The 21,012-nt window shown below is 72.2% G+C and carries 18 protein-coding genes; 5 read left to right on the top strand and 13 right to left on the bottom strand.

Annotated elements, in window-relative coordinates:
• Position 1: 1 nt before the first annotated feature.
• On the bottom strand, positions 2-1,150 hold the full coding sequence (locus AB0L75_RS32995) for a CapA family protein (protein WP_365188450.1): 1,149 nt from the start codon (positions 1,148-1,150) through the stop codon (positions 2-4).
• A gap of 159 nt (positions 1,151-1,309) precedes the next feature.
• Between AB0L75_RS32995 and AB0L75_RS32990 the strand changes: the two genes are divergently transcribed.
• The 3 genes from AB0L75_RS32990 to AB0L75_RS32980 all read left to right on the top strand — a co-directional run bounded on the left by AB0L75_RS32990 (position 1,310) and on the right by AB0L75_RS32980 (position 3,343).
• The gene (locus AB0L75_RS32990) at positions 1,310-1,879 is read left to right on the top strand and encodes a sigma-70 family RNA polymerase sigma factor (RefSeq protein ID WP_365188447.1); all 570 of its coding nucleotides are present in this window, start codon (positions 1,310-1,312) and stop codon (positions 1,877-1,879) included.
• Between the two features lie 143 nt (positions 1,880-2,022).
• Complete coding sequence (locus AB0L75_RS32985) at positions 2,023-2,538, top strand: hypothetical protein (protein WP_365188445.1); 516 nt, start codon at positions 2,023-2,025, stop codon at positions 2,536-2,538.
• 148 nt (positions 2,539-2,686) lie between these two features.
• A complete protein-coding gene (locus AB0L75_RS32980; RefSeq protein WP_365188443.1) occupies positions 2,687-3,343 on the top strand; it encodes a zf-HC2 domain-containing protein in 657 nt (218 codons plus the stop codon).
• A 13-nt stretch (positions 3,344-3,356) separates the two neighbouring features.
• Here the strand turns inward: AB0L75_RS32980 and AB0L75_RS32975 are convergent, their stop codons facing one another.
• The 3 genes from AB0L75_RS32975 to AB0L75_RS32965 form a co-directional block, all read right to left on the bottom strand.
• A complete protein-coding gene (locus AB0L75_RS32975; RefSeq protein WP_365188440.1) occupies positions 3,357-4,220 on the bottom strand; it encodes a DNA-formamidopyrimidine glycosylase family protein in 864 nt (287 codons plus the stop codon).
• 45 nt (positions 4,221-4,265) lie between these two features.
• A complete protein-coding gene (locus AB0L75_RS32970) occupies positions 4,266-6,347 on the bottom strand; it encodes a SpoIIE family protein phosphatase (RefSeq protein ID WP_365188439.1) in 2,082 nt (693 codons plus the stop codon).
• A 130-nt stretch (positions 6,348-6,477) separates the two neighbouring features.
• Positions 6,478-7,629, bottom strand: a complete 1,152-nt coding sequence (locus AB0L75_RS32965; protein ID WP_365188437.1) for a DUF6777 domain-containing protein — start codon at positions 7,627-7,629, stop codon at positions 6,478-6,480.
• A gap of 127 nt (positions 7,630-7,756) precedes the next feature.
• Here AB0L75_RS32965 and AB0L75_RS32960 point away from each other — a divergent pair, with 127 nt between their 5' ends.
• Positions 7,757-9,178: a lipase maturation factor family protein gene (locus AB0L75_RS32960; protein ID WP_365188572.1), complete on the top strand. Its 1,422-nt coding sequence runs from the start codon at positions 7,757-7,759 to the stop codon at positions 9,176-9,178.
• On the opposite strand, the gene AB0L75_RS32955 is transcribed toward AB0L75_RS32960, so the two are convergent.
• From AB0L75_RS32955 to AB0L75_RS32920, 8 genes are read right to left on the bottom strand one after another with little or no spacing between them, the layout of a single operon-like run.
• A complete protein-coding gene (locus tag AB0L75_RS32955) occupies positions 9,166-9,999 on the bottom strand; it encodes an amidohydrolase family protein (RefSeq protein ID WP_365188434.1) in 834 nt (277 codons plus the stop codon). The genes AB0L75_RS32960 and AB0L75_RS32955 overlap by 13 nt on opposite strands.
• Entirely contained in the window at positions 9,996-10,346 is a 351-nt protein-coding gene (locus tag AB0L75_RS32950) for an L-rhamnose mutarotase (protein WP_365188431.1), read from the bottom strand. The genes AB0L75_RS32955 and AB0L75_RS32950 overlap by 4 nt, the downstream gene beginning before the upstream one ends.
• Complete coding sequence (locus AB0L75_RS32945) at positions 10,343-11,314, bottom strand: aldo/keto reductase (RefSeq protein ID WP_365188429.1); 972 nt, start codon at positions 11,312-11,314, stop codon at positions 10,343-10,345. Before AB0L75_RS32945 ends, AB0L75_RS32950 begins: the two co-directional genes overlap by 4 nt.
• Entirely contained in the window at positions 11,311-12,066 is a 756-nt protein-coding gene (locus AB0L75_RS32940; RefSeq protein WP_365188427.1) for an SDR family oxidoreductase, read from the bottom strand. Before AB0L75_RS32940 ends, AB0L75_RS32945 begins: the two co-directional genes overlap by 4 nt.
• Positions 12,063-13,403 (bottom strand): L-fuconate dehydratase, encoded by a 1,341-nt coding sequence (locus AB0L75_RS32935; protein ID WP_365188425.1) that lies wholly within the window; start codon positions 13,401-13,403, stop codon positions 12,063-12,065. The genes AB0L75_RS32940 and AB0L75_RS32935 overlap by 4 nt, the downstream gene beginning before the upstream one ends.
• 36 nt (positions 13,404-13,439) lie before the next feature.
• A complete protein-coding gene (locus tag AB0L75_RS32930) occupies positions 13,440-14,468 on the bottom strand; it encodes an ABC transporter permease (RefSeq protein ID WP_365188423.1) in 1,029 nt (342 codons plus the stop codon).
• Positions 14,461-15,951, bottom strand: coding sequence for a sugar ABC transporter ATP-binding protein (locus tag AB0L75_RS32925; RefSeq protein WP_365188420.1), 1,491 nt, complete (start codon positions 15,949-15,951; stop codon positions 14,461-14,463). Before AB0L75_RS32925 ends, AB0L75_RS32930 begins: the two co-directional genes overlap by 8 nt.
• Positions 15,948-17,012 (bottom strand): sugar ABC transporter substrate-binding protein, encoded by a 1,065-nt coding sequence (locus AB0L75_RS32920; protein WP_365188417.1) that lies wholly within the window; start codon positions 17,010-17,012, stop codon positions 15,948-15,950. Before AB0L75_RS32920 ends, AB0L75_RS32925 begins: the two co-directional genes overlap by 4 nt.
• A gap of 174 nt (positions 17,013-17,186) precedes the next feature.
• On the opposite strand from AB0L75_RS32920, the gene AB0L75_RS32915 reads away from it, so the two are divergent.
• Positions 17,187-17,936 (top strand): FadR/GntR family transcriptional regulator, encoded by a 750-nt coding sequence (locus AB0L75_RS32915; RefSeq protein ID WP_365188414.1) that lies wholly within the window; start codon positions 17,187-17,189, stop codon positions 17,934-17,936.
• Between the two features lie 46 nt (positions 17,937-17,982).
• Here the strand turns inward: AB0L75_RS32915 and AB0L75_RS32910 are convergent, their stop codons facing one another.
• On the bottom strand, positions 17,983-21,003 hold the full coding sequence (locus AB0L75_RS32910) for a glycoside hydrolase family 38 C-terminal domain-containing protein (RefSeq protein WP_365188411.1): 3,021 nt from the start codon (positions 21,001-21,003) through the stop codon (positions 17,983-17,985).
• Positions 21,004-21,012 lie beyond the last annotated feature (9 nt).

Below are 21,012 nucleotides of genomic sequence, written 5' to 3'. Positions count from 1 at the left end.
TTCACTCGCCCATGACCAGGCCGTCCTTGGCGGCGCCGCGGCTGAGCACCACGTCCCGGATGCGGTCGCGCACCCCCTCCAGATCGGCGCCGTCGTCGATCGCCCGGTTCACGTCCACCACGCGGCCGACGTCGAGGTCGTACAGCTGCGGGATGAACTCGGCCTTGGTGACCTGCCAGCGGGCGCCCGGCCGGACGGGCGGGGCGAAGGTGAAGCGCCCGATGGTGGACTCGTTGCCGCGCGGGTCACGGACGCCCTGGCCGTTGTACATCTGGCCGGCGATCTGGTCGCCCATGCCGTAGATGACCCAGGTGCCGTTGACCTTCTCGTACGCCTGCGGGACATGGGCGTGGGTGCCGAGGATCAGGTCGATGTCCGGGCGGCCGTCGGTGGTGGCGGCGGTGAGCCGCTGGGCGAGACCGAGCTGCAGCCCGTCGGGCGCGTCCTGCCATTCGGTGCCCCAGTGCACCGAGACCACGACCACGTCGGCGCCGGCCTCCCGGGCGGCGCGGGCGTCGGCGATCATCCGCCGCTCGTCGATGAGGTGCACGGCCCAGGGCTGGGCCAAGGGCAGCGGGGTGCCGTTGGTGCCGAAGGTGTAGGCGAGATGCGCGACCTTGGCGGGGCCGGCCTTCAGGATGGTGACCGAGCGGGACTCGGCCTCGCTGCGGGCGGTGCCGGCGTGCCCGAGGCCGGCCTGGTCCATGGCGTCCAGGGTGCGGCGGATGCCTTCGACGCCGTCGTCCAGGGCGTGGTTGGAGGCGGTGGAACAGCCGTCGTAGCCGGTCGCGACGAGGCCCTGGGCGATCTGCGGCGGCGACTTGAAGGCGGGATAGCCGGAGTACTCGCCCTGGGCGCCGTAGACGGTCTCCATATGACACAGCGCCAGATCGGCGCCGGCGATGACCGGTTGGACACCGGAGAGCATGGGCCGGAAGTCGTAGCCGCCCTCGCCGGAGTCGTAGGCCGCCCGGTCGATGACGGAGGTGTGCGGCAGGACATCTCCGGTGGCGACGAGGGTGAAGCCGCGGGAGCGGGACCCGGACGGGGCCGCGTGCCCGGCCTCCTCCCGCCCATGGTTCTGGCAGGCCGCCGCGGCCGTGAGGACGGCGGTGAGGGCCAGGGCCATGTGTTGTCTGCGTCCGATCATCAGCTCACCCCAGGTATGTCGTATTTACCGACAATGCCACCTCGGGCATATGGGTACGAATCCGACTCATAAGATAAACAGCTTGCCCGCTGCGATTAGCCCGTACGGTGTCGTGCGCGCGGTCTGTTCGCCGGCCGCGCCCTGTGCTGCCATACGGCCATGACGGCCGGAACCTCACTCATCCACGGGACCGTGACACCGACCCAGCGGACGACGACCGCCGAACACGACCTGGCCGCGCTCCAGCGCGAGCACGGCGGACCGCTCTTCACCCTGCTGCTCAGGCTGTGCGACGGAGACCGGCAGCGCGCCGAGGACCTCGTACAGGAGACCCTGGTGCGCGCCTGGCAGCATCCCGAGGCGCTGCACGCCGAGGACTTCGACTCCGTACGGCCCTGGCTGCTGACGGTCGCCCGGCGGCTCGCGATCGACGCCCGGCGGGCCCGGCTGGCCCGGCCCCCGGAGACCGGCGACGAGATCCCGGAGACCGCGCGCGTGGCCGCCGATCATGCCGAACGGGCCGCCGCGATGCTCGATGTCCGGGAGGCTGTGAAGACACTCACTCCGGAACACCGTGACGTCTTAGTACTCGTGTATTTCCTCGGGGCCAGTGTGGCGGAAGCGGCGCAGACCCTGGGCGTGCCACCCGGTACCGTGAAGTCCCGCGCGTTCTACGCGCTGCGCGCACTGCGCCGGGTCCTTCCGGGGTATGCGGCCGACCTGCACTGAAACCGGCTCCGGAGCAAAGCCTTCGCAAAGCGCCTTGCTGTGGCCCCCGTTCGGGCAATGGGCTGTCCTCATCCGCGTTCCGGGCGGGGGCCGGGCCCGGGAATTCGGGCGACGCGCACGTACCGGAGGAAGGGCAGGAAGGGATGCTGCACAGAGGGCACGAGAGCACGGACGGCACCGGCGGCGGAGAACTGGCCGTCCCCATGGCCTGGTTGTACGCCGAGTACATCGCCGACGAGCTGCTGCGCACCGGCGATCTGATGCCGCCGACGTCCTTCGAGTTCCGGGCCGGCCGGGACGCCCTGGCGCTCACCGTCTTCCTGTCCGACACCGACGGGGAGCTGTCCGGCATCCGGGTGATCTCCCAGCTGGAGCACTGGCTGTCGCTGACCGCCTACGACCAGCCGTGGCAGGACTGGGTGCGCGAGCGCATGGCCGAGCTGGCCGACGCGGCCGAGCGGTCCGGCACCCGCTCCCCCGACCTGGCCCTCGCGGCGGACGCCTGGCGCTGGCTGGAGGAGACCGAGCTGCTCGCGCCGGACCTGGACGCGGTGCCGGGCGGCGGTGTGCCGGCCGGCGAGGACGACGGGCCGAAGGTATGGACACCGGCCTGGCGGCTCGGACTGCCGCTCGGACACCTGGCGATCCATCTTTTCTGAGTTTTCTCGGAATCGGACCAATCCGCGGGCCGGGTCGCTCCGAATCTCCCCGGGATTCTGCGGGTGGCTTGAGTGATTCGGCTGTCGGCTGCGTACGGATGGGTGCACGGAGTAACCCCACCCGCACCCATCGGCACGAGGATTCGGCATGAGGTCCCTGGAAAGGCATCGCGACGTCGGCGCGTACGCGCTCGGCGTGCTGGACGAGGCGGAGGCCTTCCGCTTCGAGGACCACCTCATGGAGTGCCCTCAGTGCGCGGCACACGTGACCGAATTCGGGCCGGCCGCACGGCAGTTGATGCTGTATCGCCGGGCCACGCCGCGCTTTGTGCACCCCATGGCCCAGCCCGGTCCCCGGCTGCTGGACCGGCTGCTCGGCGAGGTCGTGCGCCGGCAGCGGGTGCGCCGCCGGCGCTTTCTGTACGGCCTGGCCGCCTCGGTGGTGCTGGCCGTCGCCGGTCCGGGGATCGTGGCCTTCGCCGGCCGTGCGGAGCCGGCCGCGCACGTCACCGCGGCGACGGATCCGAGGACCGGGGTGTGGGCCGAGGTCACGGCCGACGACGGGGACAGCGGCAGCCGGCTGCTGCTACGGGTGAAGGACGCCACCGGCCCGCACAGCTGCCGCCTCGTCGTGGTGGGCCGCGACGGCTCCGAGCAGATCGCCGGCACCTGGACCGAAACCGGCCACGGCACCAGCTCCTTCACCGCGCTCGGATCCTCCACGATGCACCGCGACCAGATCGACCGCTACGAGGTGCGCACCACGGACGGACAGCGGCTGGTGTCCGTCGAGGCGCCGCGGTGACATCGGCGGGGACTCACTTCAGCAGCCGGGACAGCCTGCGGTCCGCCAGGGGCTTGCCGCCCGTCTGGCAGGTCGGGCAGTACTGCAGCGAGGAGTCGCTGAAGGAGACCTCCCGGATGGTGTCGCCGCACACCGGGCAGGGTTCGCCGGTGCGGCCGTGCACGCGCAGGCCGCTCTTCTTCTCGGCCTTCAGCCGTCCGGCGGCCACCCCGCGGGAGCGGTCGACCGCCTCGGTGAGCGTGGTGCGCAGCGCCGCGTAGAGCCGGTGGGTCTCCTCCGGGGTCAGGGAGGCGGCGAGCTTGAACGGGGACATCTTCGCGGCGTGCAGGATCTCGTCGCTGTAGGCGTTGCCGACGCCCGCGATCAGGGACTGGTCGCGCAGCGCGCCCTTCAGCTGACGTCTCTCGTCCCCCAGCAGCGCGGCGAAGCGCTCCTCGTCGAAGTCGGCGGCGAGCGGGTCCGGGCCGAGGCGGGCGATGCCCTCGACCTGCCGCGGATCGCTGACGACGTACACCGCGAGGCGCTTTTGGGTGCCGGCCTCGGTGAGGTCGAAGCCCTCGCCGGTCTCCAGCGCCACGCGCAGCGCGAGCGGGCCCCTGCCCGGCTTGGGCGGGCCGTCCGGCAGCCGGTCCTTCCACTGCAGCCAGCCGGCGCGGGCCAGGTGGGTCACCAGATGCAGCCCGCTGTCCGCCGCCAGGTCCAGGAACTTGCCGTGCCGCCGCACGGCGGTCACCCGGCCGCCCTCGAAGGCGGTGACGGGCGGGTCGTACGTCTTCAGGACGCTGACGGCGACCGGCAGCACCCGCGCCACCCGGAGGCCGACCAGGTGCTCGGTGAGAAAGTCCTTCAGCGCTTCCACCTCGGGCAGTTCCGGCATACGTCCAGAGTGCCACCGGGCACTGACAAGACCGGGCAGGTCCTGTCAGCCGTCCAGGCGGAACTCGCACCACACCGCCTTGCCGCCGCCGCGCGCCTCCACGCCCCAGCCGTCGGCGAGCCGCTCCACGAGGAGCAGACCGCGGCCGGACACGCCGTCCTCGCCCGCCTCACGGCGGCGCGGCAGGGCGCTGGAGGAGTCCTCGACCTCGATCCGCAGCCTGAGGTCGCCGTCGTCGAGCGCCCGCAGGGTCACGATCGCCGAGCCCTCGGTGTGCATCAGCGCGTTGGTGATCAGCTCGTCGGCGACCAGCTCGATCTCGTCGGCGCGCTCACCGGCGCCCCAGGAGCGGACCGCGGCGCGGATCATGTGCCGGGCGTGGGTGAGGGCCTCCGGGTCGCCGGGGGCCACGTGCTGCTGCAGCCGGCCGCCGGCCCGCTGGGCCTCCGGGGCGCGGCGATGCAGCAGGAGCAGCGCCACGTCGTCGTCGCCGCCCCGCTCCTCGGCGAGCTGGATCAGCCGGTCGGCGAGCCCGCGCACGTCCTCGGGGCCGTCCGCGACGAGTGCCGTGAGGCGGCGCATGCCGTCGTCGAGGTCGGCGCCGGGCTGTTCGACCAGCCCGTCGGTGCACAGCAGCAGGGTGTGGCCGGGGTCCAGTTCGAGGGTGGAGACGGGGTATTCCAGCCGGCTGAACTCTGCGGACAGGCCGAGCGGCAGCCCGCCCTCGACCGGGACCCGGCAGCAGCTGCCGTCGCCGTACCGGATCAGCGGGTCGATGTGCCCGGCGCGGACCGCCTGTACGACTCCGGTGGACAGGTCGGCCTCGGCGTACAGGCAGGTGGCGAAGCGGTCGGTGTCGAGTTCGTGCAGGAAGACGGAGGCGCGGGCCATCACGGTGGCCGGGGTGTGGCCCTCGGCGGCGTAGGCGCGCAGCACGATCCGCAGCTGGCCCATGACGGCCGCGGCGTGTGTGTCATGGCCCTGTACGTCGCCGATGACCGCGCCGACCCGGCCGCCGGGCAGCGGGATCAGGTCGTACCAGTCGCCGCCGATGTCCCGGCCGAGGGTGCCGCCGGCCGTGGCGGCGCGGTAGCGGACGGCTATGTCGGCGCCGCGGACACTGGGGATGGTGCGGGGCAGCATGGCCTGCTGGAGGCTCTGGGCGAGGTCTTTCTCCTGCTCGTAGAGCATGGCCCGCTGCAGGCTCTGCGCGATGCTGCTGCCGAGCGCGATGAGAACGGCGCGTTCCTCGGTGGAGAAGCCGCGCCGGTCGCTGTACAGCAGTCCCATCGCGCCGATCGGGCGGGCCTGGGCGATCAGCGGCAGATAGGCGGCCGAGGTGATGTGCAGGTCGGTGAGGTGCGGCCAGAGGATCGGGTAGCCCTCGGCGAACTCCTCGGGGGACTCGATGAAGCGCGGAAGGAGGGTGCGGACCACCTCGCTCATCGGGTACGGCTCGTCGATGCGGGTGATCCGGGTGCCGGGCACGGAGGCGTAGGCCGGTCCCTCGGCGACGAGCCGGATCCGGCCGGCCTCGACCAGGCCCATCACCAGGCTGGCCGCCCCGAGATGGCGGATGCCGTGGGTGTCCTTGAGGGCGGCGATGACCTCCTGGACGTTGCGGGCGTGGGCGAGGGAGGCGGAGACGGCCTGGACGACGTTGGTCTGCTGGCGGAACGCCTCGTCCTGGGCGGCCCGCAGGCTGCGTGCCTCGCTGTCGGCGAGTTCCTCGGTGGCATCGCGGAGGATGCCGACGACCCGGCGCGGGCGGCCGGTGTCGTCCCGGCGGATGTAGCCCTGGGTGTGGGTCCAGCGCGAGGTGCCGTCGCGGCGGCGGATACGGAAGTAGGCGCCGTAGTTCTCGCGGCCGTCCTTGATGGCCCGGGCCACCACCGCGTCCAGCCGCGCCGCCTCGGGCCGCGGCACCCGGACGATCAGGGACTCGGGGCGTCCGTCGTACTCCTCGGGCAGCAGGTCGAACACCTGGTGCGCCTGGGCGTCCATGTGGAACAGGCCCGTGTCCAGGTCCCAGTCGAAGGTGCCCATGCGGTTGAGCGCCAGGATCGGGTCCGGGTGGGCGGGCCAGTCCTCCGGGAGTGACGTGGCACTCGCTCCCCGATCTGCCATGGGCCCACCTTGCCAGGATTCACGGGATTCTTCGACCTGATCGTTCAGTGGGATTCCGGGCGTGCGGCGGGGCGCCGTCCCACCGCTCGTCCGGGGTGTCGTCTCCCTGGCCGCCGACCCCGGTGCCGCCTCACCGGGCGTACGGTATGCCGTCCGGGATCAGTCCGCCGATGTCGGGCAGGTCGGGGGTGTCGGGCGGGCCGATCCCGTAGGGCGTGTCCGGTGGGTCGGGGGTGTCCCGGGTGAGGTCGAGGGACGGCGAGGGCCAGGGGGCGGTCGCGGCGGGGGCCGGGGGGCTTGGCCCGGCGGGCCGGCCCGGTGCCGTCGGGGTGGCGGTGCCCGCGGAGGCCGAATCCCGCGGGACCGGGGCGTCGTCGGGCGCGGTGGTGACCCAGGCGGGCGCCGGTACGACCTGGTCGTCGCGTACGTCGTGACCGATCCGGCGTTCGATCCAGGTGCGGGTCTCGACGTTGACGATGGTGATGCTGGTGACGGCGCGCGGCGCCGGTGTCACCGCGATCACCTGGCCCGGGCGGTAGCCGGACCAGGCGCTGCCCCGGGCGCCGAAGCCGCCGCTGGTCGGCTCGGGCGATGCCAGCGGATTGCCGCAGGCACAGCGCACCCGGGGCACGCCCCGGTTGTCGACCAGGACGGCGGTGCCGGCCTGGAGCACGGCCTGGTAGCCGACCGCCTCCCCGCCGCGGTAGCCGTGGCCGGTGACCCGGGTGTCGGCGCGCAGCGCGACCGGGGTCAGACCGTGCAGATAGCCGGGCAGGCCGCTGCCGGGGACGCCGGCCGCGCGGGCGAAGGCCGCGGCCCTGCCCCGGTCCGCCGTCAGACGGCCGATCTGCCGCTCGACGTCACAGCCGGCGACGCGTGCGGTGCCGCTGTAGAGGCCGGGGGTCGCGCCGGACAGGACGCGCATCGTCCGCAGGGGCGCGACGACCAGTGCGGCGGGCAGGGCCGGCCGGGAGGAGGCGGCGATGGGCGGTCCCGTGGCACCGGCGCCCGGTGTCACACGGGCGGCGGGATCGGCGGTGCCGGTGCGCGGGGGCGCGGTGGGATCGGCGCTGCCGGTGCCGGGCGCCGTCCGCGCGGTGGTCGCGGTGGTCGCGGTGACCATGGAGCCGGTGAAGGGGTCGGGGCCCTGCGCGGTGGCGGGCAGGAGGTAGACCTCCTCGCCCATCCGGGCCTCCTTGACGCCGGGGCGGGCGCAGCCGGCGACGAGGAGCGCCACCGAGAGGGCGCAGACGAGGGCGATGGAACCGGTGGGTATCCGCACCGTACACTCCGCATCACTGTGGGTGACTTCACCCTATTGTGTGCATTGCGCCCGTTTGGCTGGCAACTCGGGGGCAGTCCATGATGAAGGTGATCCCGGCGCTGTGGCCACGACGAAGGGCGCACAGGTGAACTGGTTCACCGCTCCCGACTACTGGCTGAGCCGGCTGGTCTTCCAGCGGGCTCTGGCCGCCTTGTACCTGGTCGCGTTCCTGACGGCGGCCGTGCAGTTCCGGGCGCTGCTCGGCGAGCGCGGCATGCTGCCGATCCCCCGCTTCGTGGCGCGGATACCCTTCAAGCGGGCCCCGAGCCTGTTCCATCTGCACTACTCCGACCGGTTCTTCGCGCTCTGCGCCTGGGCCGGCTGCGCGGTGTCGGCGGCGCTGCTGGCGGGCGCGGACTCCCTGCTGCCGCTGTGGGCCGGGATCCTGCTGTGGCTGGTGCCGTGGGCGCTGTATCTGTCGGTCGTCAACGTGGGCCAGACGTGGTACGCGTTCGGCTGGGAGTCGCTGCTGCTGGAGACGGGCTTCCTGGCCGCGTTCCTCGGCAACGACGAGGTGGCGCCGCCGGTCGTCGTCCTGTTCCTGCTGCGCTGGATCCTGTTCCGGGTGGAGTTCGGGGCGGGGCTGATCAAGCTGCGGGGCGACGCGTGCTGGCGGAAGCTGACCTGCCTGTACTACCACCACGAGACACAGCCCATGCCGGGCCCGCTGAGCTGGTTCTTCCACCATCTGCCGAAGCCGCTGCACCGGGTCGAGGTGGCCGCCAACCATGTCACCCAACTCGTGGTGCCGGTGCTGCTGTTCACCCCGCAGCCGATCGCCTCGGCCGCCGCCGCGCTGATGATCGTCACCCAGCTCTGGCTGGTGCTGTCCGGGAACTTCTCCTGGCTGAACTGGATCGCCATCGTGCTGGCCCTGTCCGCGCTGCGGCTTCCCGGGTCCGCGCCGTCCGTGCCGGCGGCGCCGCTGTGGTACGAGGTCCTGGTGCTGGCGGTCGCCGCACTCCTGGCCTGCCTGAGCTACCACCCGGTGACGAACATGATCTCCCGCCGCCAGATCATGAACCGCTCCTTCGACCCCCTGCACCTGGTGAACACCTACGGCGCGTTCGGCAGCGTCAGCCGGGTCCGCTACGAGGTGGTGGTCGAGGGCACGCTGGACGACCTACCGCGCGAGGACTCGGACTGGCGGGAGTACGAGTTCCGGGGCAAGCCCGGGGACACCCGGCACTGGCCGCGCCAGTTCGCCCCGTACCATCTGCGTCTGGACTGGCTGATGTGGTTCGCGGCGCTGTCCCCGGCCTATGCCGGCGACTGGTTCGGCGGCTTGGTGGAACGCCTGCTGGAGAACGACCGCGCCACGCTGCGCCTGCTGCGCCACTCCCCCTTCCCGCCGGACGCCCCGCCCCGCTACGTCCGGGCCCGCCTCTTCCGCTACCGCTACACCACCTGGCGGGAGCTGCGGGAGACGGGCGCGTGCTGGGAGCGGTCGTATGTGCGCGAGTACATGCCGCCGACCAGGCTGGCCGGGGTGGTTCAGAGGTCGTAGACGCGGGTGGCGGTGGTCTCGTACACGGCCGTACGCTCCGCCGCACCGAGGTCGGCGGTCAACTCGCCTGCGGTGTCGCGCACTTCGACATATGTGGCTGCCAGGGTGCACACCGGCCAGTCGGAGCCGAACATCAGGCGGTCCGGCCCGAAGGCCTCCAGCGCGACATCGGCGTACGGGCGCAGGTCGCCCGCGGTCCAGGAGACGGGGTCGGCCTCCGTGACCAGGCCGGAGAGCTTGCAGCAGGTGTTGGGCAGCGCGGCGAGGGCGCGGAGGCCGGCGGCCCAGGGTTCCAGGTGGCCTGAGGCGATGGGGGGCTTGGCCAAGTGGTCTAGGACGAAGGTGAGTTGGGGGAGGGATCGGGCCGCCTGCGCGGAGGCCGGGAGCTGGTGGGGCAGGACGAGGAGGTCGTAGACGAGCCCGGCCTCTGCGATCGCGGCGAGGCCCCGGTGCACGTCCGGGCGCAGCAGCCACTCCGGGTCCGGCTCGCCCTGCACCTGGTGCCGGATGCCCTTCAGGAAGGCGCCGCCGGGGAGTTCGCGCAGCCTGGCCAGTTCCTCGGCGATGTCGGGGCGGGTCAGGTCGGTCCAGCCGACGACACCCGCGACCAGGTCGTGGGCGTCGGCCAGGGCCAGGAACTCGGGGGTCTCCTCGGGCACGGTGACCGTCTGCACCAGGACGGTGCGGGTGACCCCCGCCGCCCTCGCCTCGGGCGCGAGGTCGGCGAGGGTGAAGTCGCGCCTGAGCGGGCTGTGTTCGGGGATCCAGTCCTGGTCCCTGACCGAGAGGTCCCAGACGTGGTGGTGGGCGTCGACGGTCACGGCAGCTCCCAGACGACGGGCAGCCCGGCGTCCGCGCCGGCACGCGAGTAGTCGTGGACGACGTCGAGCAGGTCGGCCATGCGGGCCTGCCAGACCACGTTGACCGGAAGCTGCTCCAGTTCGGCGAGCAGACGGGCGTAGTCCGCGCACTCCAGCAGATGGAACAGGTCGATGCCTCCCCCACGCTCGGCTGCGCTCGCGCGGGGGGACCCCCATCGCCAGATGGCCCAGGAGGTGGCGCCGGCGGCGCGGATGGCGGCGGTGAGTTCCTTCGGGACCTCCCGGTGCGCGGCCTCGTAGGCGGCGATGCGGTCGGCGCGGACCTTGGTGTGCAGGGCGACCCTCATGACGGGTCCTCCTCTCGGGGCAGCAGTCCGGACTCCCGCAGCTCTTGCCAGAACTGCGCCGGGACCGGGATCGCGAACTGGTCGGCGCAGTCGTGGACTTCGGGTGCGGAACGAAGGCCTGGCAGGACGCAGGCGACGGCCGGGTGGGCGGCGGCGAAGGCCAGGGCGGCGGCGCGCAGGGTGATGCCGTGCCGCTCGGCGACCGCCTTCATGCGCAGGGCGCGCTCCAGCAACTCCTGTGGCGCACGGGTGTAGTTGTACGTCGACTCGGGCTTCGGATCGGCCAGCAGCCCCGAGTTGAAGACGCCGCCGAGGACCACCGACACCCCGCGCCCGGCGGCCGCGGGCAGCAGCTCGGTCCCGGCGCTGCGGTCCAGCAGGGTGTAGCGGCCGGCGCACAGGACCACGTCCACATCGGTGTCGCGGACGAACCGGGTGAGCATCCCGGCCTGGTTCATGCCCGCGCCGATCGCGCCGACGACACCTTCGGCGCGCAGCTTCTCCAGGGCCGGGTAGCCCTCGCGGAAGGCCTGCTCGGCGTGGTCGTCGGGGTCGTGCAGATAGACGACGTCGACGCGGTCCAGGCCGAGGCGGGCAAGGCTCGCCTCCAGGGTGCGGCGGACACCGTCGGCGCTGAAGTCCCACACGCGCCGGTGGCTTGCGGGTACGGCGAAGCCGCTCGCCAGGTCGTCGCCGGTGCCGTCGGCGGGGTCGAGACGGCGGCCGACCTTGGTGGAGACCGTGTAGTCGGCGCGGTCGTACTGTCGCAGGGCCGCGCCGAGCCGGCGTTCGGACAGGCCGAGGCCGTAGTGCGGGGCCGTGTCGAAGTACCTGATACCGCGCTGCCAGGCGGCCCGCACCGCCTCCTTGGCCTGCTCGTCGTCCAGCGGCGTGAAGAGGTTGCCGAGCGTCGCGGCGCCGAAGCCGAGCGGGGTGACCTGGACGCCGCTGCGGCCGAGCCTCCTCACCGGACCGCCGGCCGCAGCCTGAGGCCCTGCATGCCGCCGTCGACGGCGAGGGCGGTGCCGGTGGTGGCACCGGACAGGGGGCCCGCCAAGTAGGCGATGGCGCCCGCCACTTCGGCGGCCGAGACCAGCCGGCCGGTGGGCTGGCGGGCCTCCAGCGCGGCGCGTTCGGCGGCCGGGTCAGGGGCCGCTTCCAGCAGCCGGCCGATCCACGGGGTGTCGACCGTGCCGGGGTTGACGCAGTTGACGCGGATGCCCTCGCGGACGTGGTCGGCGGCCATGGCGAGGGTCAGGGAGTACACGGCGCCCTTGGTCGCGCTGTACAGGGCGCGTTGGGGCAGCCCGGCCGTCGCCGCTATGGAGCAGGTGTTGACGATCGCCGCGCGGTCCGAGCGGCGCAGGTGCGGGAGGGCAGCGCGGGCGGCGCGGACCATGCCGAGGACATTGACGTCGAAGACATGGCGCCACTCGGCGTCGTCGTTGTCCTCGACCGTGCCCTGGGCGCCGATACCGGCGTTGTTGACGAGGATGTCCAGGCCGCCGAGGTCCTGGACGGCCTGCTCGACGGCCGCCCGTACGGAGGTGTCGTCGGTGACGTCGGCGCGGTAGGCGAGGAGCGGCTTGTCGATGTCCGCCGGATCCAGGTCGAGGACGGCGACCCGGGCTCCGCGGGCGGCGAGGAGGTCGGCGGTGGCCCGGCCGATGCCGGACGTGCCGCCGGTGACCAGGGCCCTCAGGCCCTCGAAGTCGCTCATGCGGCCTGTCCCTTCTGGGTGTCGGGGTCGGCGGCCCAGTAGGTGCCGCCGGGGAAGGTGTACCGCGCGAGGGACTCCGGGCGCAGGGCGGCGGAGAAGCCGGGCGCGGTGGGCGCCGAGTAGTGGCCGGCGCGGAGGACGACCGGGGTGACGAAGTGCTCGTGGAGGTGGTCGACGTACTCGATGACCCGGTCCTCGGTGGTGCCCGAGACGGCCAGGTAGTCGAACATCGAGAGGTGCTGGACGAGTTCGCACAGGCCGACGCCGCCCGCGTGCGGGCAGACCGGGACGCCGAACCTGGCGGCGAGCAGCAGGACGGCGAGGTTCTCGTTCACACCGGCGACGCGGGCGGCGTCGATCTGGACGATGTCGAGGGCGCCGGCCTGGAGGAGCTGCTTGAACATGATCCGGTTGTGCACGTGTTCGCCGGTGGCGACCTTGACCGGGGCCACGGCGCGGCGGATCGCGGCATGGCCGAGGACGTCGTCGGGGCTGGTGGGCTCCTCGATCCAGTACGGGCCGAACTCGGCGAGGGCCCGGGTCCAGCGGATCGCCTCGTCCACGTTCCAGCGCTGGTTGGCGTCGACGGCCAGGCGGATGCCGGGGCCGACGGCCGCGCGGGCGACCCGGCAGCGCCGGATGTCGTCGTCGAGGTCGGCGCCGACCTTCAGCTTGATCTGGGTGAACCCGTCGGCGACGGCCTGCGCGGCGAGCCGGCCGAGCTTGTCGTCGTCGTAGCCGAGCCAGCCCGGGGAGGTGGTGTAGGCGGGGTAGCCGCGCTCCAGCAGCCGGGCCCGGCGTTCGGCGGCACCCTGTCTGCCCCGCCGCAGCAGGTCGAGGGCCTCGGCGGGGGTGAGCGCGTCCGCGATGTAGCGGAAGTCGATCTGCCCGACCAGCCACTCGGGTTCGGCATCCGCGAGGAGCTGCCACAGCGGCTTGCCGGCCCGCCGGGCGGCGAGGTCCCAGACGGCGTTGACGACGGCCCCGATCGCCATGTGCATCACGCCCTTCTCGGGGCCGAGCCAGCGCAGCTGGCTGTCGCCGATCAGGTCGCGCAGGAGCGAGCCCGGGTCGGCGCACAGTTCCGCGACGTCCCGGCCCAGCACATGGTCCCGCAGCGCGTCGATCGCGGCGACCTGGACGTCGTTGCCCCGCCCGATGGTGAACACGAACCCGTGTCCCTCGTGCCCGTAGGCGGCGTCGGTGCGCAGCACGACGTAGGCCGCCGAGTAGTCGGGGTCCGGGTTCATCGCGTCGGAGCCGTCCAGCTCGCGCGAGGTGGGGAAACGGATGTCGTGGGTGTCGACCGCGGTGACGCGGGCGGGGGCCTGGGACACTGAAGTCCTTTCCGTCGGCGGATGATTGATGGAGCGTCAGTCCTGGGCGCGGCCCGTCGTCACGCGGGCGATCACGAGGGCGACGAGGATGATCCCGCCGTAGATGGCCTGGATCCAGAACGAGGGGACCTGGGCGAGGGTGAGCAGGTTCTGTACGACGCCCAGGAGGAGGACACCGGTCAGGGCGCCGAACATGGTGCCCTTGCCGCCGTCCAGGCTGATGCCGCCGATCACCGCGGCCGCGAACACCGTGAAGATCATGTTCTGGCCCTGGTTGGCGCTGATCGCGCCGACGTAGCCGGTCTGCAGCAGGCCGCCGGCCGACGCGAGTACACCGGCGACGACGTACACGCCGAGCATGACGCGGTCCACCCGGACTCCGGCCGCGCGGGCGGCGTCCGCGTTGCCGCCGATCGCGTACAGGGCGCGGCCGGTGCGGTGGTACTTCAGGACGAACCCGGTGACCGCGAAGGCGGCCGCGGCGAGCCACACCGACAGGGGCACATCGAGGAAGGTGGTGGTGGCCAGCGAGTAGAAGCTGTCGGGCATGCCGAACAGGGTCTTGCCCTTGGTGGCGCCGACCAGCAGGCCGCGCAGCACGATGAGCATGGCGAGCGTGACGATGAAGGCGTTGAGCCGGAACTTCACGACGAGGACGCCGTTGAAGGCGCCGATGACCGCGCCGACCACGGGGATCGCGAGCAGGGCGAGCCCGGCCGGGAAGCCGGTGCCCCAGCCGGACTGGCTCGCGGGCAGCACCAGCAGGGCACCGACGGCCGGAGCGATGCCGACCACCGATTCCAGGGACAGGTCGAACTTGCCGGTGATCAGCACGAGGGACTCGGCGAGGACGACCATCGCCAGCGCGGCGGAGGCACCGAGGATCGAGATCAGGTTCCGCTCGGTGAGAAAGGAGTCGTTGACCATCGCGCCGAGCACCATGAGCAGCAACAGGGCGGGGACCAGGGCCAGTTCGCGGGCCCGGCGGAGCAGGACGGTCCGGGCCGAGCGGGCGTCCTGGGTCTTCGGGTGCGCGAGCGGCGGGGCGGCCCGGGTGTCAGCCATGGTCAACTCCTTCGATGGAGGCGATCAGCTCGTGGTCGCGCCAGCCGGCCGGGTGCTCGGCGACGACACGGCCGTGGAAGAGGACGAGGACGCGGTCGCAGCGGCGCAGGTCGTCGAGTTCGTCGGAGACGACGAGGACGGCGGTGCCGTCGTCGCGGGCGCCGTCCACACGGGCGAGCAGCGACTCCTTGGACTTCACGTCGACACCGGCGGTGGGGTTGATGAGGACCAGCAGACGCGGGTCCGAGGCGAGGGCGCGGGCCATGACGACCTTCTGCGCGTTGCCGCCGGACAGGTCGGACACGGGCTGGTCGGGGCCTTCGGCGTGGATGTCGAGGCGTTCGATCAGCTCGGCGGCGAAGCGGCGTCGCGCGTCGGTGGCGACGAAACCGGCCCGGCCGAGCCGGTCCAGCACGCTCAGCGTGGCGTTGTCGCCGATGCTCATCGCGGACACCAGCCCCTGCTCGTGCCGGTCGCGCGGGACACAGCCGACACCGGCCCGCAGCACTGCCCGTACGTCGCCGAACGGCAGCCTTCTGCCGTCCAGTTCGGCGGTGCCGCCGGTCGGGGTGTGCAGTCCGGCGAAGGACTCGGCCAGCTCGGTCTTTCCGCTGCCGCTGGAGCCGGCGAGTCCGACGACCTCGCCGCGGCGCACGGTCAGGTCGACGCTCTCGTACGCCGGTGAGCTGAGCCCGTGTGCCGCCAGCAGGACGGGAGCGGCGTCGTCGACTTCCCTCGCCCGGACGGCCTGTTCGGCGATGGACTCCCCCGCCATGGCCTCCACCAGCGCGGTCCTGGGCAGCTCGGCGACGGGTGCGGTGGTGATCCAGCGGGCGTCGCGCAGCACGGTGACCGTCTGGCAGACCTCGTACACCTCCTGGAGGTGGTGCGAGATGAACAGGAAGGTGACGCCGGAGTCCTGCAGGGAGCGCATACGGGTGAAGAGCCGCTCGATCTCGCGGTTGTCGAGCTGGGCGGTGGGTTCGTCCAGCACGATGAACCGGGCACCGAAGCTCAACGCCCGTGCGATCTCCACCATTTGACGGTCCTCGACCCTCAGGTCGGCGGTGCGCGCCTCGGGGTCGACGTGCACGTCCCAGGTGTCGAGGAGTTCGGCGGCCGCGCGGCGCAGCCGGCGCCAGCTGATGATGCCGCGGCCGGTCGGCTGCCGGTTCAGGAACAGGTTCTCGGCGACCGTCAGCTCCGGTACCACCGTCGGCTTCTGGTAGACGCAGGCGACCTTGCGGCGCCAGGCGTCCCGGTCGGCGAGCGGGGGCGCGGGCTCCCCGTCGAAGCGGACGGTGCCCGAGTCCGGGGCCTGCAGGCCGGTGAGGACGCCGACGAGGGTGGACTTGCCGGCGCCGTTGCGGCCGACCAGGGCGTGGGACTCGCCCGGCCGGACGGTGAGCCGGCCGTCGGCGAGGGCGAGGGTGGGGCCGTACCGTTTGACGATGCCCTCGGCTTGCACGAGCGGTGTACTCATTTGACCGTGTTGCCCCACAGCTTGGGGTCGTCCACATTGGCCTTGGTGACCAGCGGCGCGGGCAACTGGTCCTCCAGGATGCCGCTGGGCAGCCGCACGATCGTGGAGCCGTGGTCGGTGGGCCCGGGTTCGAACGTCTTCCCGGCCATCGCCGCCTTGATGTAGTACAGGCCGTACTTGGCGTAGGCGTCGGCGGGCTGGGAGACCGTGGCGTCGATCTGGCCCTTGCGGATGGCGTCGAACTCCTGCGGGATGCCGTCGTTGGAGACGATGGTGATGTGGCCCTGCTGCCCGGCCGGCTTCAGCATGTTCTTGGACTTCAGGGTCTGCAGGGTCGGCGCGAGATAGACACCGCCCGCCTGCAGGTAGATGCCCTTGATGTCGGGGTGGGCGTTGAGGAGTGTGTCGAGTTTGGCGGCGGCGGTGTCGGACTCCCATTTGGCGGGGATCTCCAGCACCTTGAGCTTCGGGTATTTCTTCTTGACGCAGGACCGGAAGGCCTCGGAGCGGTCGCGGCCGTTGACCGAGGCGAGGTCGCCCATGATCTGCACGACCTTGCCGCTGCCCACCTGCTGTCCGAGGTAGTCGCAGGCCTTCTCGCCGTAGGCCACGTTGTCGGCGCGCACCACCATGGCGACCTTGCCCTTGTCGGGTGCGACGTCCACGGCGACCACGGGGACGCCCTTGCGTTCGGCCTGGTCGAGTCCGGCCTGGACGGCGGCGCTGTCCAGCGGGGCGACGACCAGACCCTTCACTCCCTGGTTGAGTTCGTTGTCGATGTCGGTGATCTGCTGCGACGGGTCGCTGTTGGAGTTGACCGTCTTCAGCACCTCGACGCCCTCGGACGTGGCCATCCTGGGCACGTAGTCGTTGTACGACTGCCAGAACGGCGAGGTCAGCAGCGGCAGGATCACACCGACCCTGCCGGTGCCGCCGCTGCCCGTGCTCGCGGTGTCCTTGGTGCTGCCGCAGGCGGCGAGCATGAGCGAGGCGCCGGCGGCCAGGGCCGCCACGCCGATGATCCGGGACCTGCTGCGCTTCCTGACCGTGCTGGCGGGCATCTCGCGGCTCCTCGTTGAGGGTGGTGTCGAGGGTGTTCGAGCAGACGCCGCATACTTATCAGACCACTGAGCCGAAACAACACCCTCGTGCAGCGGAAATTCCCGCGTAGCACCCATAGTGGTCGGACCACTTCGCTGGCTAGACTGCGGCGCACCCGGGGAGGAAGGAACGGCGTGGACGAGGAAGCCCCGCAGAAGGGCACGGTGACCCAGCGGGCCATCGAGGAGATCAAGGCGATGATCGCCGAGGGCCGTCTGGAGCCCGGCCAGCGGCTGCCCACCGAGCGCGATCTGGCGGCCCGGCTGGGCATCTCCCGCAGCTCGATGCGGGAGGCGATCCGCGCGCTGACGGTGATGGGCGTCCTGGAGGCCCGGCACGGCTCCGGGATCTACGTCACCGCGCTGGAGGCCGGCGATCTGCTGGAGACCTTCGGGGTGGTCGCGGACCTGTCCCGGGGCCCACGGCTGGTGGAGCTGCTTCAGGTGCGCCGGATCCTGGAGTCGACGGCGACCGCGCTGGCCGCCGCACGGATCACCGAGGACCAGCTGGCCGCCGTCGGACAGCACTTGGCGGCGATGAACGCCACCGACGACCCCGAGGAGATCCTCGCCCACGACCTCGCCTTCCACCGCGAGATCGTCGCCGCCGCGGGCAACGAGACCATGGCCGCCATCCTGGAGGGACTGTCCTCCCGCACCTTCCGCGCCCGCGTCTGGCGCGGCTACCAGGAGGAGGGCGCCTTCGCCCGCACCCGTCGCGAACACGCCGCCATCCACCGCGCCCTCACCGCCCGCGATCCGGAGGCGGCACGGGCGGCGGCGGCTGCCCATGTGGGCGAGGTCGAGGAGTGGCTGCGGGCACAGCTGGCGGAGCAGGGTGGCGAGGCACCCAGGCAGTCGCCCGCCGGGAAACCCGGGAGGTAGTGCGCACCGAGACGGGCGGGCATTCCCCGGTCCCGGTGCGCGCCGGTCAGGCAGGCCGCAGCCGGAGCGTCACCAGTTCGAACGGCCGCAGGCGTACGGTGATCCGGTCGCCGTCCCGCGTCGGCGGCTCCTTGTCGCCGGACGGCCGCTCCAGCAGGTCCGTCGCGGTGACCTCGGCGACCTCGAAGCCGGCCGTGAGGGTGGCGCGGGCCCGGCCGCCATGGGCCTCGTGGAAGCGGACCACCACGTCTCCGCTGCCGTCGTCGGCGAATTTCACCGCCGTGATCACGACGGCGTCGTGGTCGACGGTGACCAGCGGGGCGACCTCGTGGGCGCCGGTCAGGCGGCGTTCCGGCAGGTTGATCCGCCAGCCCTCGCGGACCGCGTCGGCGAGGGAGGCGCCCGGGATCAGGGCGTGCCGGAAGCGGTGGAGGCCCTGGTCGGTCTCGGGATCGGGGAAGCGCGGGGCACGCAGCAGGGACACGCGAACCGTGGTCGTCGTACCGCGATCGCCGTCGGTGCGCACGGTGCGGGTCACATCGTGGCCGTACGTCGAGTCGTTGACGACCGCCACGCCCCAGCCGGGCTCCTCAAAGTGCACGAACCGGTGGTTGCACGCCTCGAACTTGGCGGCCTCCCAGGAGGTGTTGGTGTGGGTGGGGCGGAACACATGCCCGAACTGGGTCTCGGACGCGTACCGTTCGGCGTGCAGGTCGAGCGGGAAGGCCAGCTTCAGGAACTTCTCCGTCTCGTGCCAGTCGACCTCAGTGTCGATCACCAGCCGCCGCTCGCCGGGCGGCAGGGACAGCACCTGGGTGACGCGCGAGTCGCCGAAGGAGCGGGTGACCCGCACCGACAGGCCGTCCTCGCCGGCCTGGACCGAGTCGGCGTCCGTGAGATCGGTGACGGTGTTCCGGTAGAACGCGTCCACGTCCCAGGCGTCCCACATGTTCGGGAAGTCCTGGTGGAGCTGGAGGAGGCCCGCGGCCCTGCCGGGGGCGACGGTCTCGCGGTCGGCCTGGATGTCGCGGGCGGAGACGATCAGGCCCCGGGCGTCGATCTCGACCCGCAGCAGACCGTTGCCCAGGACGAATCCGCCGACGGCACGCGGAGCCACGCTCGTCCCGTGCGGAAACCGCCGCGCTCCGGCACCGCCGGCAAGGACCCCGGCGCGGCTGTGCGGCGCCGCGTTGAAGACCAGCTCCCGGTCCCCCGCTCCGGCCAGGGCCCGCTGCGCCGCGTCGATGATCCCCTCCAGTTCCGCGGCGAGACGCTCGTACGTCGCCCGGGCCTCCCGGTGCACCCAGGCGATGGACGAGCCCGGCAGGATGTCGTGGAACTGGTGCAGCAGGACCGTCTTCCAGATGCGGTCCAACTCCTCGTAGGGATAAGGGAATTCCGTGCGTACGGTGGCCGTGGCCGCCCACAGCTCCGCCTCCCGCAGCAGGTGCTCGCTGCGCCGGTTGCCCTGCTTGGTCCTCGCCTGGCTGGTCAGGGTGGCGCGGTGCAGTTCGAGGTACAGCTCACCGACCCAGACGGGCGGCTCGGGGTACTCGGCCTCGGCCTTCTCGAAGAAGGCGCGGGGTGTCTCCCAGGCGACGGCCGGCGAGCCCTCCAGATCGCGCAGCCTGGCCGCCTTGGCGACCATCTCGCGGGTCGTGCCACCGCCTCCGTCGCCCCAGCCGGTGGGCGCGAGGGAGTGCCGGGCCCGGCCCTTGTCCTTGAAGTTGCGTTCGGCGTGGGCGAGTTCGCTGCCCTTCATGGAGCAGTTGTAGGTGTCGACGGGCGGGAAGTGGGTGAAGATCCGGGTCCCGTCGATGCCCTCCCACCAGAAGGTGTGGTGCGGGAACTTGTTCGTCTGCGACCAGGAGATCTTCTGGGTCAGCAGCCACTTGGAGCCGGCCGCCTTGATGATCTGCGGGAGTCCGGCGGCGAAGCCGAAGGTGTCGGGCAGCCAGGCCTCCTCGTTGTCGACGCCGAACTCGTCGAGGAAGAACCGCTTGCCGTGCACGAACTGACGGGCCATCGCCTCCGAGCCCGGCATGTTGGTGTCCGACTCCACCCACATCCCGCCGGCCGGCACGAACCGCCCCTCGGCGACGGCCTTCTTCACCCGCGCCCACACCTCGGGCCGGTGCTCCTTCACCCACGCCCACTGCTGCGCCTGGGACATGGCGAAGACGAACTCCGGTTCGTCCTCGATCAGCGCGGTCATGTTGGACGCCGTACGGGCCACCTTGCGCACCGTCTCCCGCAGCGGCCACAGCCAGGCCGAGTCGATGTGCGCGTGCCCGACGGCACTGATCCGGTGTGCCGAGGGCACGGCGGGGGCCGACAGCACGCCGGTGAGCCGCTGCCTCGCCCGGCCGGCCGTGCCGTTCACGTCCTGGAGGTCGACGGCGTCCAGCGCCTGTTCGACGGCGCGCAGGATGTCGTACCGGCGCGCGGAGTCCACGGGCAGCTCGGCCATCAGCTCGTCGAGCACCTCCAGGTCCATGACCAGCTGCCACACCGACTCGTCGAAGACGGCGAGATCCATGCGGGTGAGCGTGTACTGCGGCTCGTGCCCCGCGGTGTCCTTGTCGCCGAGCGGGGTGGGCCGGAAGGGGTGGTAGTCGAGGATGACGGGGTTGGAGGCGGCCTCGATGTGCAGGACCACCTCCTCCCCGCCCGCCACCGGGGCGCCGATGCGCACCCACTGGTTGCGCGGGTTCAGCCCCTTCACCGGGGTGCCGTCGGGCCGGTGGACCAGGCCCTCGCACTGGAAGCCGGGCATGTTCTCGTCGAAGCCCAGGTCGAGCAGGGCCTCGACGGTCCTCCCGGCCCACGCCTTCGGCACGGTCCCGGTCACCCGGAACCAGCTGGTGCCCCAGGGAGCCCCCCACCGTGCGCCGACCTCGATGGGCTCCGGCTGGGCGGCGAGTCCCTCCGCGACCGGTACGGGCTCGCCGGGCGCGTGCCAGACCGCGACCCGCAGCGGCACGGACTCGGGATGGACGGCGGGGCGGATGCGTTCGTCGAGGACACGCCGGAGGCGGGCTTCCACCAGAGTGCGGTCGTCATGCATACGGGGTGC

The organism is Streptomyces sp. NPDC052101 (genome assembly GCF_040680235.1).
In the GTDB taxonomy this organism is placed as follows: Bacteria; Actinomycetota; Actinomycetes; order Streptomycetales; family Streptomycetaceae; genus Streptomyces.
Note: the sequence above shows the minus strand (reverse complement) of the source record. Positions and strands in the feature narration are given on the sequence as shown.

Coding starts and splice junctions, on each gene's coding strand:
- AB0L75_RS32995 (WP_365188450.1), bottom strand. CDS start 1,150: ATGATCGGACGCAGACAACACATGGCCCTGGCCCTCACCGCCGTCCTC.
- AB0L75_RS32990 (WP_365188447.1), top strand. CDS start 1,310: ATGACGGCCGGAACCTCACTCATCCACGGGACCGTGACACCGACCCAG.
- AB0L75_RS32985 (WP_365188445.1), top strand. CDS start 2,023: ATGCTGCACAGAGGGCACGAGAGCACGGACGGCACCGGCGGCGGAGAA.
- AB0L75_RS32980 (WP_365188443.1), top strand. CDS start 2,687: ATGAGGTCCCTGGAAAGGCATCGCGACGTCGGCGCGTACGCGCTCGGC.
- AB0L75_RS32975 (WP_365188440.1), bottom strand. CDS start 4,220: ATGCCGGAACTGCCCGAGGTGGAAGCGCTGAAGGACTTTCTCACCGAG.
- AB0L75_RS32970 (WP_365188439.1), bottom strand. CDS start 6,347: ATGGCAGATCGGGGAGCGAGTGCCACGTCACTCCCGGAGGACTGGCCC.
- AB0L75_RS32950 (WP_365188431.1), bottom strand. CDS start 10,346: ATGAGGGTCGCCCTGCACACCAAGGTCCGCGCCGACCGCATCGCCGCC.
- AB0L75_RS32940 (WP_365188427.1), bottom strand. CDS start 12,066: ATGAGCGACTTCGAGGGCCTGAGGGCCCTGGTCACCGGCGGCACGTCC.
- AB0L75_RS32930 (WP_365188423.1), bottom strand. CDS start 14,468: ATGGCTGACACCCGGGCCGCCCCGCCGCTCGCGCACCCGAAGACCCAG.
- AB0L75_RS32925 (WP_365188420.1), bottom strand. CDS start 15,951: ATGAGTACACCGCTCGTGCAAGCCGAGGGCATCGTCAAACGGTACGGC.
- AB0L75_RS32920 (WP_365188417.1), bottom strand. CDS start 17,012: ATGCCCGCCAGCACGGTCAGGAAGCGCAGCAGGTCCCGGATCATCGGC.
- AB0L75_RS32910 (WP_365188411.1), bottom strand. CDS start 21,003: ATGCATGACGACCGCACTCTGGTGGAAGCCCGCCTCCGGCGTGTCCTC.